Below are 14,321 nucleotides of genomic sequence, written 5' to 3' on the forward strand. Positions count from 1 at the left end.
TGGGTGTCAACGTGCTTGTTGCCTTGCCGGATGCCGACCACATGCACCACTCGGTGGCAACGGATTGGCTGAGGCCACCCGCAACCCGGTGCACCATTTCTGGCCAGATGCCGTAAGCCTGCTGACACCTGGCTTGATGGAACGGAACAAGTTGCTCACCGGTCGCCATATCACCGATGCTTATTTACCGGCGATTGCGGTGAAAAACCATGGGGTGTTTGTCACGCTGGACGAAGGCATTCCGCTATCTGCCGTGCAAGGCGCGCAAGGGGAACATCTGGTGGTGCTCAACGTGTCCAGGCAATGACGGCGCAGCTTGGACTTGTAGGGGGAAACGCGAGGGGCAGGAAGCTTGGGCTCCAGATAGGCCGCACGTCATTGCGAGGAGGCGAAGCCGACGCGGCAATCCAGAGGTCTGGCGTTTCGCCTTATCGGTGCGGCGGCTGCAAGTAGTCAGATGGTGGAACTGGATTGCCGCGTCGCTGCGCTCCTCGCAATGACGGTGTGGGTTGGACTTGTAGGGGGAAACGCGAGGGGCAGAAAGCTTGGGCTCCAGACAGGCCGCACGTCATTGCGAGGAGGCGAAGCCGACGCGGCAATCCAGAGGTCTGGCTTTTCGCCTTATCGGTGCGGCGGCTGCAAGTGGTCAGACGGTGGAACTGGATTGCCGCGTCGCTGCGCTCCTCGCAATGACGGTGTGGGTTGGTGCTGCGCTCCTCGCAATGACGATGGGCGGGGGTGGTTGCCGAAAGTGCCATCACGAGTGCAGCCCTACGCCAGGGGGCTGACGAGAATCGCTTCTCGGGCCGAGTGCAATTCCTCCCGGATCACTCTGCGCAGCGTCTCTTCGATGGTCTTTTTCTGCATCGCCTCGCGCAAGGCGGCGTTGATGAGGGTTTGGTATCCGCGTGCACCGGCCTGTTGCTTGAACCAGGCGACGACATCCGGATCGAGGGTGATGTTGATCTTCTGCTTTTTCGTTGGCACTGACTGCAGGCCCACCCGGTGCACTGCCTGCTCGAAATCATCAGATGACCAGACGGGTGCTTCGTCGAGGTCGTCACAGACTGGTGAAGTAGTATTCTCGTTCATGACGTTCCGCTTTTCGCATCGAAATGACGTGGTGTGTCTTCGGCCTCGGTGTGCGCAATGAGCACCACCTCAACCCCCAGCAAACCTACCGTGGAAAACCGCGCTTCACCGTAGGAGAAGCGCGTATCCGGGCGCGTCAGGGTATGTCCTGCAAATACCCGGGACGTTTCGGCAAAATCAAGCCCATGCTTTTTCAAGTTGGCCTGCCGCTTGGCGTCGTTCCAGGTGAAGTTCATGCCGCAGTATAGACGATTGTCTTGCTGGCAAGGTTCAGGCAAGCCCTTGCGTTGCAGCCTGTCGCACGCACGGATGTGGCCCCGTTCCGCGTGTTCTTTCCACCCGTCGAACGGGTCACGGTCCCGGGCGTCCTGTCGCCGCTCCGATCCACCGTCATTGCGAGGAGGCGCAGCCAACGCGGCAATCCAGGGGTTTTGCTTTTTGCGTTGTCACTAGGTCAATGCGCCGGGAAATAGTGAGCGGGTGGAACTGGATTGCCGCGTCGGCTGCGCCTCCTCGCAATGACGTGCGGTGGGGTAGCGCCGCATTCGCATTCCTGACGAGCTTTTCAGCAAGCCTGACAGCGGCGCGAAACCGACGCGGTAGCCGGAATTTATAGGTTCCATGCTGCGCGCAACACGACACTTGATTGGCGCGCCGGCAGTCGAGAATTCGTCTTCATCCCTGTTGAGCCTCTTGGCGCTGTAACAACCAGTCGGCCGCCAGGTGAAGCTGGATTTCGGGAGGAGGCATGCCGCTTTTTGGCGCGTTGAGCGTGATGATCTGCAACGTGGCCTCGGGCCAGGTAGCGGCCGCATCCTGGAGTGCACGTACCTCTCGTGCCAGAGTGTCCGGGCTGTCGAGATCGGCGCAGACTTGAAGCAGTGCTTCCCTGCCGGTCAGGCTGCGCGCGTGGAAGTCGACCGCGAAACCGGCGTGGGTGCGCACGTAGTTCACCTGCTCGCCGCGGCGTTGTAGTTCGTGCAGCACTGCGGTTTCGAGCGCGTCGCCTACGTTGGTGTTGCCTGATCGAGAAAACAGCGCCATCAGCCCGGTATCGACCGGGTACACTTTCCGGGGATTGACTTGCCGACGACGCTCGGAGTCTGAGGCCAGGTCAAGACTGCTCAATAGAAAGGCGTCTTCCAGATGCGCGAGGTAGGCGTGCAGCGTGTCCTTGCCGACGGCGACGCCGTGCGACTTGAGATCGGCGTGGAATTTGTTGATGCTGAAAGCGCCGGCCGCGTTAGCGAGGAGTTGTCTGACCATCCAGTGCAAGACCTGTGGCTGGCTGAGATTGTGTCGTTCGAGCACGTCGCGCAGGAGAACTACATCGACATAGCTCCGCAACAGCTCGCTACGATTGCGGCTATCGAGTCCCTGCGCTTCAGGAAAGCCGCCGTGGGCCCCCCCTGTGTCAGAGTAGTTGTCGCCTCGATAGAATCTGAAACTTGGGGGCGATAGCGAGGTGAAGAAATGGCACGATACGGACAAGCGATGAAGGATCGAGTGGTGGCGAGGTTGCTGCCGCCGGAGAGTGTGGCGATAGAGACCCTGTCGCAAGAGGTCGGGATCTCGGTGACAACGTTGGAGCGTTGGCGGGGAGAGGCGCTGACCAGGCCCGCTCGCGAGCGGGCCTGGTCAGCGGCCGCCCGGCTGGAGGCGGTGGTTGTCACGGCGGCGCTGGATGAGGCGGGACAGAACGCCTGGTGCCGGGAGCACGGGCTGTATCGCAGCGAACTCGAACGCTGGCGGCAAGGCGCGAGGGAAGCGCTCGCCGACCCGGGCGAGGCACGCGCCAGCCGCGCCGAGACACAGATCGACAGGAAGCGCATCAAGGAACTGGAACGGGAACTACTGCGCAAGGACAAGGCGCTGGCAGAAACCGCCGCGCTCCTGGTGCTCTCAAAAAAGCTCTCGGCGATCTTCCTGGGGGGCGCGGACGAATGATCCGTCTGGAAGATCGCCGAACCATCGTGGCCCACATCGACAGCGCACGTCAGGCCGGCGCCCGGCTTGCCAAGGCGTGCGAGATCGTCGGCATTGATGCGCGCACTTGCCAGCGCTGGAAGGCGGGCGCCGGCCTGCAAGACGGTGATGGTCGGCCACTGGCCGAGCGCCCCGTCCCGGCGCACGCATTGACTGATACCGAGCGTGCCGAGATTGTCAGCGTCGCCAATGAGCCCCGCTTCGCGGCATTGTCACCTGCCCGGATCGTCCCCGCCTTGGCCGACGAAGGGCGCTATATCGCCAGCGAATCGAGCTTCTACCGGGTTTTGCGGGAACACGATCAAGTGCACCACCGCGGTCGCGCGCAGGCGCCGAACGCCAATCCCAAACCTCCCACGACACAGATCGCGACCGAACCGCGTCAGGTCTGGTGCTGGGATATGACTTATCTGCCCACCCAGGTCATCGGCCAGTGGTTCTACCTCTACCTGATCCTGGACTTGTATAGCCGCAAGATCGTCGGCTTCACAGTCGAGGTTAAGGACGATTCTGACCACGCCGCCCATTTGGTCAAACGCACGGCCCTGGCCGAAGGTATTCACTCCCTGGCGTCCAAACCGGTTTTGCACGGTGACAATGGCTCAACCCTGAAGGCCACCACGGTCCTGGCGATGCTGCATTGGCTGGGGATCAAACCGTCCTACTCGCGACCGCGCGTGTCCGACGACAACGCCTATGCCGAGGCGCTCTTCCGCACCGCGAAGTACCGGCCGGAATTCCCGGCACGGGGGTTCGAGAGCATCGACCAGGCACGCCTCTGGGGCAGCGACTTCGTACGCTGGTACAACACCGAGCACCGCCATAGCGGCATTCGCTACGTCACCCCAGAGCAACGTCATGCCGGCAACGATGAGGCCCTCTTGGCAGCCCGTCATTTGCTCTACCAAGCCGCGCGTGCGAAGAACCCTGCGCGCTGGAGTCGACAGACTCGGAACTGGTCGCCCATCGCTGCGGTGACGCTCAACCCGGAACGGGATGGCGTCGTGGCCGCTGCTACCTCTACCAGCAAGAGTATGCCATTGGCAGCATGAACTCAGGCGACAACTATCTTGACATTTACCGGGCCAGGTAGTCCAGCAGGTCTTTGGCAAGTTGCGAACGCTCCGCCTTGGTGAAGCGTGCGCATGGCTTTTCGGGTTCTCGGCCGGCGTGGCGCAAGCTTTCGCGAAAGCTGAACGGCAAAACCAGCGCTTCCATGGCTCTGCCGCGCATGCTCGTGGCCACTTCGCGCGAAAGCAGGCGGGCGGACGAACCGGAGAGGAAAAGGTCGATCTGTTCGCTGTCCAGCAGTCGCCTGGCAAACAGTTCCCAGTTCGGGACGAGCTGGATTTCGTCGAGGAAGAAGCAGGCCCGGCGGGCATCACGCCAGGTCGGGTTGAGTTGATAGAACATTTCTACCAACAGATCGAGGTCTTGCACCTGCAGGTCGGCGAGACGCTCGTCTTCAAAGCTGAAATAGAGCAAGCCCTCCCGTGCCGTGCCCTGCTCGTGACGATCGGCCAGGATCTGCCAGAGCAGGCTGGTCTTGCCAGCACGGCGCATTCCGATCACCGCCGTGGCCTTGCCCTTGACGCTGGGCAACCAGGTATCACGCCGAGTCAGCGTCGGCAGCGCCAAGGCCTGCGAATCAACGATCTTCTGATGAATTACCGAGCGTAGTTGTCTTTCCATGAAGGACAATTTCACGGCAGTTTATCTCTCTTAAAAAGCCAACCAGAGGGCTTCTTGCGTGGCGGTAGCTTGGCTTTTGCCGAGGTTTTTCGCCCGATGAATCGGGCTCCCACAGTCTTGTGCGGCTTGCGTCGGTGGGTAGGGGATCGATTTGCTGGGCGATGGGCATGCCGATCGGGCGCTCGTAGGGCAGGTCGTTAGGGTCGAGAAGCGCTGCCGGGACAGGTCTGGACGTCAAGGCGGCACGAGCAGTTGGACCCTCAATGACGCCGCCTTGCTGTTTGCTTGCGCTCACCATAAAGTAAGCCAACGTTTATAAAGTAAGGGGTGGCGAGTGTGGCAAGGGCGGTGATGACCAGCAAAGGGCTGGTGACGATTCCGGCGGATGTGAGGCGACGCATGGGCCTGGGCAGTGGCGATCGGGTCGAATTCGTTGAGCTGGCGAGCGGTGGCTTCGCAATCAAGCCTGCTGTCGATGATGTGCGCTCGCTCAAGGGGCTCTTGCGGAAGCCGGCTAGTCCCGTTGCCATTGCCGACATGGACAAGGTGATCCGTGAGCGAGCCGTGCGGGCGCAGGACCGCTGATCGGTATCGATACCAACGTGCTGGTGCGTTAACTCGCTCAGGACGACCCTCTGCAGTCGCCAAAGGCGACGAAACTGATCGAGCAGGTGTGCGATTCGGCGACGCCGGTCGTCCTGGCGAATGGCGTGCTGCATCCAGCGCGCTGAGCCGTCATTGCGAACGCAGTGAAGCAATCCAGGAAGTTTGCAGCGGTGGAGTCGGCGGGGCGGTCGGCGGCGACTACTGGACTGCCGCGTCGCTTCGCTCCTCGCAGTGACGGTGCTCCACGGCGCCGAGCCCCGTCATTGCGAGCAAAGCGAAGCAATCCAGGGGTACGCAGCGGCGGAGCCGGCGGGGTGATCGGAGACGGTTGCCGGTGTACGGCTTGCGCATTTCCTGGAATGCTCGTTCGCTGTGCGCCACAGCGCGCCCTCACGCCTGGTATCAAGGGGCCTCATCGCCAGGAAGCGCGGGCGCGTTTGGTACCATTCCCAGGTAGCGCTCAAAATCGCTGCGCTGGCCTTTGGCGGCTTCCGCTCTGAGGAAATCGAGCGTCATCAACGACGCCATCTTTTCTGACACCGCGCTGGCGATGAATTGGTTTACGGAAATCTCATCGCGCGCAGCGAGTTCCTTGACTTTCTGGTGAACAGAGTTGGGCAGACGAACTGTCAGCGCAGTCATGTTTTTCTCCTCAGCAGCTGCAAAAAATCGCCCGGCGTGATCGCTTGGATCTTCAATTCTGCCACGCGGCGAAAATCCTTCATGTTGTGCGTGACGAGGTATTCACTGCCGGACGATACCGCACACTCCAGCACCATGTCATCGTCTGGGTCTCGCAGAAAAGGTCGCCACAAGAAATACACATCCTGCAAGTGAGCGATCGTTGCCAGATAGCGCACGAAGCCCAGCGCGACGTCGGCACTTGCGCCGGGTGGCAGGTGCTCGGCGCGGGTCAGGACGGCTTGCCACTCGGTGTACAGGGCCACCGTCAGCGCGATCTCAAAGTCTCTACTCGGCAGCATCGAGAGCAGTTGAAAACTGGCGCCATTGCGTGAACGAGCAGCAGCGACCAAGACGGATGTGTCGAGAACCACACGCACAATGCTTGCACCGGTATGTTGGTAGTGCAGATGTAACCAAGTATCACGCCCGTTGAAGTTTTGTGCAAGAAGAACCGGTAGTCTGCGCAAAGGCCGGAGTCAACAGCCATCGGTAGAAAATGAGTCGGGCTGCGGGTGCTAGGCGTGGACCGTGTGCTTGCCAACCGCGACATCGTCAGTTTGCGTTTTCACGGCTGCGAGGGGCTATCGCCCGATGAATCGGGCTCGTACAGTCTTGTGCGGCTTGCGTCGGTGGGTAGGGGACCGATTTGTTGGGCGATGGGCATGCCGATCGGGCGCTCGTAGGGCAGGTCCTTGGGGTCGAGAAGCGCTGCCGGGACCGGTCTGGACGTCAAGGCGGTATGAGCAGTTGGACTCTGAATGACGCCGCCTTGCTGTTTGCTTGCGCTCACCATAAAGTAAGCCAACGTCTATAAAGTAAGGGGTGGCGAGTGTGGCAAGGGCGGTGATGACCAGCAAAGGGCAGGTGACGATTCCGGCGGATGTGAGGCGACGCATGGGCCTGGGCAGTGGCGATCGGATCGAATTCGTCGAGCAGGCGTGCGATTCGGCGACGCCGGTCGTCCTGGCGAATGGCGTGCTGCATCCAGCGCGCTGAGCCGTCATTGCGAACGCAGTGAAGCAATCCAGGAAGTTTGCCGCGGCGGAGTCAGCGGGGCGGTCGGAGGCGGCTACTGGACTGCCACGTCGCTTCGCTCCTCGCAGTGACGGTGGTTCATAATGTCGGGGCGGGTTGGCCAGGTGCTCTTTGCGCACGCGGTGCAGCCATCGACGGCGCCGGTCGCCTTGGCGAATACCGTGCTGCATCCAGCGCCCCAGCCCGTCATTGCGAACGCAGTGAAGCAATCCAGGAAATTTGCCGCGGCGGAGTCGGCGGGGCGGTCGGAGGCGACTACTGGACTGCCGCATCGCTACGCTCCTCGCAGTGACGGTGGTTAACGGGCGCGTGGGCTACCCGACTGCCGTGTCGCTTCGCTCACGCGCAGTGACGGTGTGGGGGCGTGAGCCAGGCAGTCTTTGCGCACGTGGCAAAACCCTCAACGGTGCGGGTCGCCGTGGCGAATGGCGTGAAGCAACCAGCGCCCCAGCCCGTCATTGCGAACGCAGTGAAGCAATCCAGGAAGTTTGCAGCGGCGGAGTTAGCGGGGCGGTCGGAGGCGACTACTGGACTGCCGCATCGCTACGCTCCTCGCAGTGACGGTGGTTCATGATGTCGGGGCGGGTTGGCCAGGTGCTCTTTGCGCACGCGGCGAAGCCCTCAACGGCGCCGGTCGTCGCGGCGAATACCGTGCTGCAACCGGCGCCCCAGCCCGTCATTGCGAACGCAGTGAAGCAATCCAGGAAGTTTGCCGCGGTGGAGTCGGCGGGGCGGTCGGCGGTGGCTACTGGACTGCCGCGTCGCTACGCTCCTCGCAGTGACGGTGGTTTATGATGTCGGGGCGGGTTGGCCAGGTGCTCTTTGCGCACGCGGCGAGGTACTCGACGGCGCCGGGCCGGTCGTCATGGCGAATGGCGTGAAGCAACCAGCGCCCCAGCCCGTCATTGCGAACGCAGTGAAGCAATCCAGGAAGTTCGCCGCGGCGGAGTCGGCCGGGGCGGTCGGCGGCGGCTACTGGACTGCCGCGTCGCTTCGCTCCTCGCAGTGACGGTGGTTCATGATGTCGGGGCGGGTTGGCCAGGTGCTCTTTGCGCACGCGGCAAAACCCTCAACGGCACCGGTCGTCATGGCGAATGGTGTGAAGCATCCAGCGCCCCAGCCCGTCATTGCGAACGCAGTGAAGCAATCCAGGAAGTTCGCAGCGGTGGAGTCGGCGGGGCGGTCGGCGGCGACTACTGGACTGCCGCGTCGCTTTGCTCCTCGCAGTGACGGTGGTTTATGATGTCGGGGCGGGTTGGCTAGGTGCTCTTTGCGCACGCGGCGAGGTACTCGACGGCGCCGGGCCGGTCGTCATGGCGAATGCCGTGCTGCATCCAGCGCCCCAGCCCGTCATTGCGAACGCAGTGAAGCAATCCAGGAAGTTCGCCGCGGCGGAGTCGGCGGGGCGGTCGGCGGCGGCTACTGGACTGCCGCGTCGCTTCGCTCCTCGCAGTGACGGTGGTTTATGATGTCGGGGCGGGTTGGCCAGATGCTCTTTGCGCACGCGGTGCAGCCATCGACGGCGCCGGTCGTCATGGCGAATGGTGTGAAGCATCCAGCGCCCCAGCCCGTCATTGCGAACGCAGTGAAGCAATCCAGGAAGTTTGCCGCGGCGGAGTCGGCGGCGCGGCCGGAGGCGGCTACTGGACTGCCGCGTCGCTTCGCTCCTCGCAGTGACGGGTGCTTAACGGTGTTGGGGTGGGCTGGCCGGGCGGGCTTTGCGCACGTGGCAAAACCCTCAACGGTGCCGGTCGTCATGGCGAATGCCGTGCTGCATCCAGCGCCCCAGCCCGTCATTGCGAACGCAGTGAAGCAATCCAGGAAGTTCGCAGCGGTGGAGTCGGCGGGGCGGTCGGCGGCGGCTACTGGACTGCCGCGTCGCTGCGCTCCGTGCGGTGGCGGTCCTTGAAGGGGGCGCATGTGGAACGGCAGCCTGCGGTATACATTCTGGCCAATCGGCGGAACGGGACGCTGTACGTTGGTGTGAGCTCGAATTTGCTGCGGCGCGCTTGGCAGCACAGGCAGGATCAGGTCGAAGGGTTTACGCGGCGGTATGGCGTGCACATGCTGGTGTACTACGAACTACATGAGTCAATGTTGTCCGCGATAAGCCGTGAAAAGCAGATCAAAGCGGGATCTCGGGCAAAGAAGCTTCAGTTGATCGACTCGATGAATCCGCGGTGGCTGGATTTGTACAGTCGCATTATTTGACGGGCAGTGCTACCCTGAATATGGCTTCACTATGCTCCCCGCTGTGAGAATCGTGTGCGCGTCGCTGGGCGAGGCGGAGATTGCGGAGCGCGTTGGTGAATCCAGGGCTGTTGGCGGCAGGTCGTCGTTGCGAAGTTTGTGAAGAAATTCATGGGTATACGCCGGCGGTCTTATCTCACCGACCGACTTTCCCGGCGCGACCCTTGTGCCGCGCTGCCTGCGCTATGAATGCATGCTTCCCGAGCGTCGTTGGTGTCGGTTTTTTTTACACTCCGTCGGGCATAGAATAATCTAATGCTTTTAAATGATTGTTTCGAAAGCACATCTATATTCTGGTATGATTATTGCTCGCCTCAAAATGAGTCGGGTTTTCGCGGTTGTTAGAGTGGTCAAATGTCCGGAAGGCACGACTTGTCAAGCGCCTATTAAACCCCCCATCAGCCGGCTTCCCGAGTGGACTGGCTTTCAATGTCGCAGGAGTCTCAGATGAATGAATTTAGCAACAAGACAAAGATAGCCTTGGCCGTTCTGGCCATGGCGGCGTCGACCGGTGCAGCGGCCGTTCCGATGAGCCTGATGAGCATTGTCGGCAGTTATGGTGTTTGGGAGAATGTCACCACGCCGGGAATATTGAACAACACGCTCTACACCGGCAACGCAGGCTATGCGGCGGCGAGCACGGCGCTGCAAGGCAGCGCAGGAGCGCCCGGTGGCAACGTCGAGCTGAACAAGTTCGGTGGGCTGCTCAACGTTCCTCAGATCACGACCATGAGCGGCAATTTTGCGGGCAAGCCGATCAGTTTGAGCAGCTTGGTGCTGGGCGATTGGCAATCTGGGCTCGATAAGCGCTACATCCAGGGCGCCGCCACGTCGATTGGCATGGGTACGCTGAGTATCACTCAGATGAGCGCCGCGCTGCTTCAGTTCTATGCACCGAATGCCCAGCTCGGGAACCTCGCGCCATGGCGACTGCTGAGCGATCCGAACATCTCTTACGTCGACCTGGACGGCACTCACGCGGTGCATATTGGCCTGGCCGGGATCCTGGACGCGTCGCTGTTCCTGAGCAACGTTTTCGGTGTGCCCGTAAAGAGTGGCGCTGGCGCGAGCGAAGTCGTCAAGGTCGATCTTGCCGGCCACGTCGATTACCTGTTCGGCTTTGCGCCGACCAATTCCGGGGTCTACGCGTTTGGCAGCGATACCACGAAAATCAATGGGGTCACCGTTCCTGTTGCGTTTAAATATCGCTCCTACTCAGGAAACTACGATGTGCACATTCCAGAGCCTGAATCGCTGGCCTTGTTCGGCATCGGTCTGCTCGGCCTGTGCCTCGGCCGCCGCCGCCGGGCCTGATCAAAACGGGGAAGGCTTTGGCGCGAAAGCGCTGGCGGGATGTGCAGGGAGAGCCCGCAAGGGCTCTTCTGGTGTGGCGTCGATGTGGGGTGGCGGGGATGCGTGACGCTGGGTTGAAGCCGGGCTAAATTGCTGTTCGGTCTTCGTGGCTGGGGCAGTCAGTGGAGGGGGCCGTGGAACTGGCAGTGGTGTTTTCTGTGTGCCTGGTGATCTCGGGTACGGCGATCCGCTTGGCAATGGCTGCCGCGAGTCGCCTGGGGATAATGGACCAACCCGGTGGGCACAAGCTGCACGAGGTGAGTACGCCCTTCGTCGGTGGTATCGGCATCATTGCCGTTCTCCTGAGCCTGTTCGTGCTGATCGATCCGCTGTTCAGTAGTTTTGTCCTGATGCCGCTGTGGGGCCTTATGGTCGGTGCGCTGGCTCTCTTCCTGACCGGCCTCGCCGATGATATCTGGCAGCTCAGCTTCAAGCTACGCTTCGTCGTTCAAGCATTGGCCGCTTTGGTCATGATTTTCTTCGGCGGCGTCAAACTCGCGTCTTTTGGCGAGCTGCTGCCCGGCGTGAGCTTCGATCTGGGTCTGCTCGCGGTACCGCTGACGATTTTTGCCACCGTCGGTCTGATCAACGCGCTCAATATGACCGATGGCATTGATGGGCTGTCTGGATCGGCGAGTCTGGTCAGCCTGGCGCTGACGGGCGTCGTCGCCGGCCTTGCTGGCCGCGCGAATTATGTGGTTCTGATCGTCGCCTTGATGGGCGGTGTTGTTGGATTCCTCTATTACAACTTGCGCTACCCCGGCAACGCTCGGGCGCGCGTTTTTCTCGGCGATAACGGCAGCATGGTGCTGGGTTTCGTTTTGGCCTGGCTGTTTATTGCCCTCTCGCAGGGGGTGTCGCCGGCGATGACGCCGGTAACCGCCTTGTGGCTGTTTGCCATGCCGCTGATGGATACCGTCGGCGTCATGCTGCGGCGTATGTGGCTCGGCAAGTCGCCGTTCCGGGCCGACCGTCACCACTTTCATCACCTGTTCGTTCGTGCCGGCTACAGGGTCTGCGACATCGTCGCTCTCGCCGCGTTCGGACAACTCGTTTTTGGCCTCGTCGGCGTCGGCGGTCTGCTGCTTGGCGTTCCGCAATACCTGATGTTCGGGCTGTTTCTCGGCGCTTTCGCTACTTATTTCCTGGTGACCGTACGGCCATGGCGCCTGGTGCCCCTTTTGCGTCGAGTCAATCAGTCCCTTGGGCTGCCGTCGAGCGAGCACTGTGGCATTTTCGTTGGCCACTTTCGCAAGCAGCAGTTCCCTGAATTGCTGGGCTCGATAGCCGAGAAATTGAACAGTGGCCATGATTATCAGATCAGCGTGTACCAGACAGATCGCTCGACGACCGATGGCTGTGATACCTACTGCGTCGTCCATTTTCCGGTCAGTGGCGACGAGCGCTTGATTGGCCAAATTCATCGTCAAGCCGTAGCGCTCAAGAAGCATCTGGCTCGCCAGAAAGGCGTCGAGGTGCGCCTCTTCATGCGCCGCAAGTGCGAGAACGAGCCGCGTAGCCGCTCGCTGACGGCTGCCACCAACGGCAATCAGCGAAGTCGTGACCGTCGCCGTATGTACAGCACCTTGATCTATTCAATGGAGCGCGGCGGTGGTCCAGGGCGCAGCGACGCTTTCGGCTTTGAAGTCAGCCTGCCGCCGGCTTAAGGGCAAGTCGAGATGTTCAACAGGATTCTCACCGTTTGTACCGGCAACATCTGCCGCAGCCCGGCCGCCGAGTTTCTTCTGCGCCAACGCGCTGATAAGGCCGGCCGACGATTTGATGCGCGTTCAGCCGGCATCGGCGCGCTGGTCAATCATCCAGCCGAGGAGACTACCAGCACGATGATGCAGTCGCGTGGTGTCGACCTCAGCACGCATCGAGCCTGCCAGCTGACACCCGAGCGTTTACGTTGGGCCGAACTGGTTCTGGTCATGGAGAAGCACCATCGCGACGCGGTGTTGGCGATGGACCCCACGGCCCGCGGCAAGACTTTCCTGCTCGGGCACTGGACGAACACCGAGATTCCCGACCCCTTTCGGCGCGGCGATGCCGCGCACGCCGAAGCGCTTCGCCTGATCGAGGAGGCCGTCGAGCCCTGGGTCGACAAGCTCGGGTGAGAGCGGCGCGCGGGTGTTCGTAGCCGTGAAATAAATAGAGCCTATGGAAACGCGCCGGCAGGTCTAGCTGCGAGCGTGTAAGTTGCGTCCGCGACGCACGCATCTCGCGTTTTAGCGATTCTGGAGATGGTTTGAGCGTTTTCGCCGTGCGCGCCGGAAGGCTCCCCGCATGGCGGGACCTTGCTGGCTCCTGGAGACGTGAGCGTGTTTGCGGCAGTGCCGCTGCCGATGTAGACTGCGCTGCGCCTAGACTCCGGTGGCCGTCAGCACGAGCAGGATCGAATAAAAATGAGGGTTTCTGAATGAATTTGTCGTTTACCGTGCCGGGGTGGATCCGGCGCCTCCTGATTGGCCTTGCCGCGAGCGCATTGGCTGGCTGCGCGCTCGTTCCCGGCAATCAGAGTTATAGCGACCGCGACGAGTCCGCGGTCATGCTGCCGGTTCAGCAGGGCGATGCCCTGGCGCCAGCCAACGTCAAGATCAAACCGATCACCGCGCAATTGATCATCGACATGTTCAAGACCGCGCGGCCGCCGATTGGCGATGGCACGCGCACTGCCCGCGCCGCCGGCAAGGACGAGCCGCGGGCCGGCGCCGGCGAAGCCGGGCGAGTTCCCGAGTACAGGCTGGGTCCTGGCGATATCATTTCGGTGATCGTCTGGGATCACCCCGAACTGACCATCCCGGCCGGTAGCTTCCGTACCGCCGAGCAGGCCGGCACCGTCATCGCCGACGACGGAACGATCTATTTTCCCTACGCCGGGGTGATCAAGGTTCAGGGCAAGACGACCAGCCAGGTCCGCGTGATCCTGTCGGAAAAGCTCGCCAAGTACATCGAAAAGATCCAGCTCGACGTGCGGATGGTCGCTTTCCGTAGCCAGCAGGTGTATGTCGTTGGCGAAGTAGCCAAGCCGGGAATCCAGCAAGTGACCGATATCCCGATGACTGTCCTCGAGGCGGTCAACCGCGCCGGCGGTTTCACACCCGAGGCGGACTATAGCCGCGTCCTGCTGACGCGTCGCGGTACGACCTATCTGGTCGATATCCAGGCGATGTACGATTATGGTGCGACGGCGCAGAACGCGCTGCTCGAAAGCGGCGACATCGTCAACGTCGCCGATCGCAGCTACAACAAGCTCTTCGTTCTCGGCGAAGTGCTCAGGCCGGGCTCGTACGTGATGAACAAGAAACGCGCGACGCTCGCCGAGGCGCTCAGTGACGCCGGTTACATCAGTCAGACGACGTCCGACCCGCGCTGGATTTACGTGATGCGCGGCGATACCGAGACGCCCGAACTCTTCCATCTCGATTCCCGTCTGCCCGACGCGATGTTGCTCGCCGATCGCTTTCCGCTGCGGCCGCGCGACGTGATCTACGTCGACGCGGCGGCTGTCGTTCGCTGGCAGCGCGTCATCGCCAACATCCTGCCGACGGCGACGATGCTCAATCTGACCAGCCAGACGCAGTACCCGCTCTTCGGCGGCAAACAACCTCCTTACTGAG

General features: G+C 61.7%; 14 protein-coding genes and 1 pseudogene. 9 read left to right on the top strand and 6 right to left on the bottom strand.

Going from position 1 to position 14,321, the window contains the following annotated elements; all coding sequences use genetic code 11:
* The first annotated feature begins 64 nt into the window (after positions 1–64).
* A complete protein-coding gene (locus QZ656_RS08295; RefSeq protein ID WP_291992945.1) occupies positions 65–307 on the top strand; it encodes a hypothetical protein in 243 nt (80 codons plus the stop codon).
* A gap of 464 nt (positions 308–771) precedes the next feature.
* On the opposite strand, the gene QZ656_RS08300 is transcribed toward QZ656_RS08295, so the two are convergent.
* The 3 genes from QZ656_RS08300 to QZ656_RS08310 all read right to left on the bottom strand — a co-directional run bounded on the left by QZ656_RS08300 (position 772) and on the right by QZ656_RS08310 (position 2,367).
* The gene (locus QZ656_RS08300; protein WP_291992946.1) at positions 772–1,092 is read right to left on the bottom strand and encodes a BrnA antitoxin family protein; all 321 of its coding nucleotides are present in this window, start codon (positions 1,090–1,092) and stop codon (positions 772–774) included.
* Complete coding sequence (locus tag QZ656_RS08305; RefSeq protein ID WP_366522130.1) at positions 1,089–1,328, bottom strand: BrnT family toxin; 240 nt, start codon at positions 1,326–1,328, stop codon at positions 1,089–1,091. Before QZ656_RS08305 ends, QZ656_RS08300 begins: the two co-directional genes overlap by 4 nt.
* Positions 1,329–1,767: 439 nt before the next feature.
* Positions 1,768–2,367 carry a DUF4143 domain-containing protein gene (locus QZ656_RS08310; RefSeq protein ID WP_291992947.1) on the bottom strand — a complete coding sequence of 200 codons (600 nt, stop codon included), beginning with the start codon at positions 2,365–2,367 and terminating at the stop codon, positions 1,768–1,770.
* A gap of 198 nt (positions 2,368–2,565) precedes the next feature.
* On the opposite strand from QZ656_RS08310, the gene QZ656_RS08315 reads away from it, so the two are divergent.
* Positions 2,566–4,130 (top strand): IS3 family transposase gene (locus QZ656_RS08315; RefSeq protein ID WP_291992948.1). Its coding sequence is split into 2 segments (ribosomal slippage): positions 2,566–3,007 and positions 3,007–4,130, totalling 1,566 coding nucleotides; the frame shifts between segments, so codons are not numbered across the junction.
* Positions 4,131–4,155: 25 nt separating this feature from the next.
* Here the strand turns inward: QZ656_RS08315 and QZ656_RS08320 are convergent.
* The gene (locus tag QZ656_RS08320) at positions 4,156–4,770 is read right to left on the bottom strand and encodes an AAA family ATPase (protein WP_291992949.1); all 615 of its coding nucleotides are present in this window, start codon (positions 4,768–4,770) and stop codon (positions 4,156–4,158) included.
* 351 nt (positions 4,771–5,121) lie between these two features.
* On the opposite strand from QZ656_RS08320, the gene QZ656_RS08325 reads away from it, so the two are divergent.
* Positions 5,122–5,355, top strand: a complete 234-nt coding sequence (locus QZ656_RS08325) for an AbrB/MazE/SpoVT family DNA-binding domain-containing protein (protein WP_291993221.1) — start codon at positions 5,122–5,124, stop codon at positions 5,353–5,355.
* A 423-nt stretch (positions 5,356–5,778) separates the two neighbouring features.
* Here QZ656_RS08325 and QZ656_RS08330 read toward each other — a convergent pair whose 3' ends face one another.
* Together QZ656_RS08330 and QZ656_RS08335 are read right to left on the bottom strand one after the other, a co-directional pair.
* Positions 5,779–6,018 carry a toxin-antitoxin system HicB family antitoxin gene (locus tag QZ656_RS08330; protein ID WP_291992950.1) on the bottom strand — a complete coding sequence of 80 codons (240 nt, stop codon included), beginning with the start codon at positions 6,016–6,018 and terminating at the stop codon, positions 5,779–5,781.
* Positions 6,015–6,527 (bottom strand): putative toxin-antitoxin system toxin component, PIN family, encoded by a 513-nt coding sequence (locus QZ656_RS08335; protein WP_291992951.1) that lies wholly within the window; start codon positions 6,525–6,527, stop codon positions 6,015–6,017. The genes QZ656_RS08330 and QZ656_RS08335 overlap by 4 nt, the downstream gene beginning before the upstream one ends.
* A gap of 364 nt (positions 6,528–6,891) precedes the next feature.
* On the opposite strand from QZ656_RS08335, the pseudogene QZ656_RS24080 reads away from it, so the two are divergent.
* From QZ656_RS24080 to QZ656_RS08365, 6 genes and pseudogenes are all read left to right on the top strand, one after another.
* A pseudogene (locus QZ656_RS24080) lies at positions 6,892–6,990 on the top strand (AbrB/MazE/SpoVT family DNA-binding domain-containing protein); the annotation flags it as partial.
* A 2,025-nt stretch (positions 6,991–9,015) separates the two neighbouring features.
* Positions 9,016–9,306, top strand: coding sequence for a GIY-YIG nuclease family protein (locus QZ656_RS08345; protein WP_291993223.1), 291 nt, complete (start codon positions 9,016–9,018; stop codon positions 9,304–9,306).
* 486 nt (positions 9,307–9,792) lie between these two features.
* Positions 9,793–10,659, top strand: a complete 867-nt coding sequence (locus QZ656_RS08350) for an NF038130 family PEP-CTERM protein (RefSeq protein ID WP_291992952.1) — start codon at positions 9,793–9,795, stop codon at positions 10,657–10,659.
* Between the two features lie 173 nt (positions 10,660–10,832).
* Entirely contained in the window at positions 10,833–12,365 is a 1,533-nt protein-coding gene (locus tag QZ656_RS08355; protein ID WP_291992953.1) for an MraY family glycosyltransferase, read from the top strand.
* Positions 12,366–12,377: 12 nt separating this feature from the next.
* A complete protein-coding gene (locus tag QZ656_RS08360; protein ID WP_291992954.1) occupies positions 12,378–12,818 on the top strand; it encodes a low molecular weight protein-tyrosine-phosphatase in 441 nt (146 codons plus the stop codon).
* A 302-nt stretch (positions 12,819–13,120) separates the two neighbouring features.
* Positions 13,121–14,320, top strand: coding sequence for a polysaccharide biosynthesis/export family protein (locus QZ656_RS08365; protein WP_291992955.1), 1,200 nt, complete (start codon positions 13,121–13,123; stop codon positions 14,318–14,320).
* The last annotated feature ends 1 nt before the right edge of the window (position 14,321 follow it).

Origin of the sequence: Candidatus Accumulibacter sp. ACC003 (assembly GCF_907163085.1) — a bacterium.
GTDB lineage: Bacteria > Pseudomonadota > Gammaproteobacteria > Burkholderiales > Rhodocyclaceae > Accumulibacter.

What these genes read in the sequence shown, in the direction of transcription:
- QZ656_RS08300 (WP_291992946.1), bottom strand. Translation starts at nt 1,092, where the DNA reads ATGAACGAGAATACTACTTCACCAGTCTGTGACGACCTCGACGAAGCA.
- QZ656_RS08305 (WP_366522130.1), bottom strand. Translation starts at nt 1,328, where the DNA reads ATGAACTTCACCTGGAACGACGCCAAGCGGCAGGCCAACTTGAAAAAG.
- QZ656_RS08320 (WP_291992949.1), bottom strand. Translation starts at nt 4,770, where the DNA reads ATGGAAAGACAACTACGCTCGGTAATTCATCAGAAGATCGTTGATTCG.
- QZ656_RS08325 (WP_291993221.1), top strand. Translation starts at nt 5,122, where the DNA reads ATGACCAGCAAAGGGCTGGTGACGATTCCGGCGGATGTGAGGCGACGC.
- QZ656_RS08330 (WP_291992950.1), bottom strand. Translation starts at nt 6,018, where the DNA reads ATGACTGCGCTGACAGTTCGTCTGCCCAACTCTGTTCACCAGAAAGTC.
- QZ656_RS08350 (WP_291992952.1), top strand. Translation starts at nt 9,793, where the DNA reads ATGAATGAATTTAGCAACAAGACAAAGATAGCCTTGGCCGTTCTGGCC.
- QZ656_RS08360 (WP_291992954.1), top strand. Translation starts at nt 12,378, where the DNA reads ATGTTCAACAGGATTCTCACCGTTTGTACCGGCAACATCTGCCGCAGC.
- QZ656_RS08365 (WP_291992955.1), top strand. Translation starts at nt 13,121, where the DNA reads ATGAATTTGTCGTTTACCGTGCCGGGGTGGATCCGGCGCCTCCTGATT.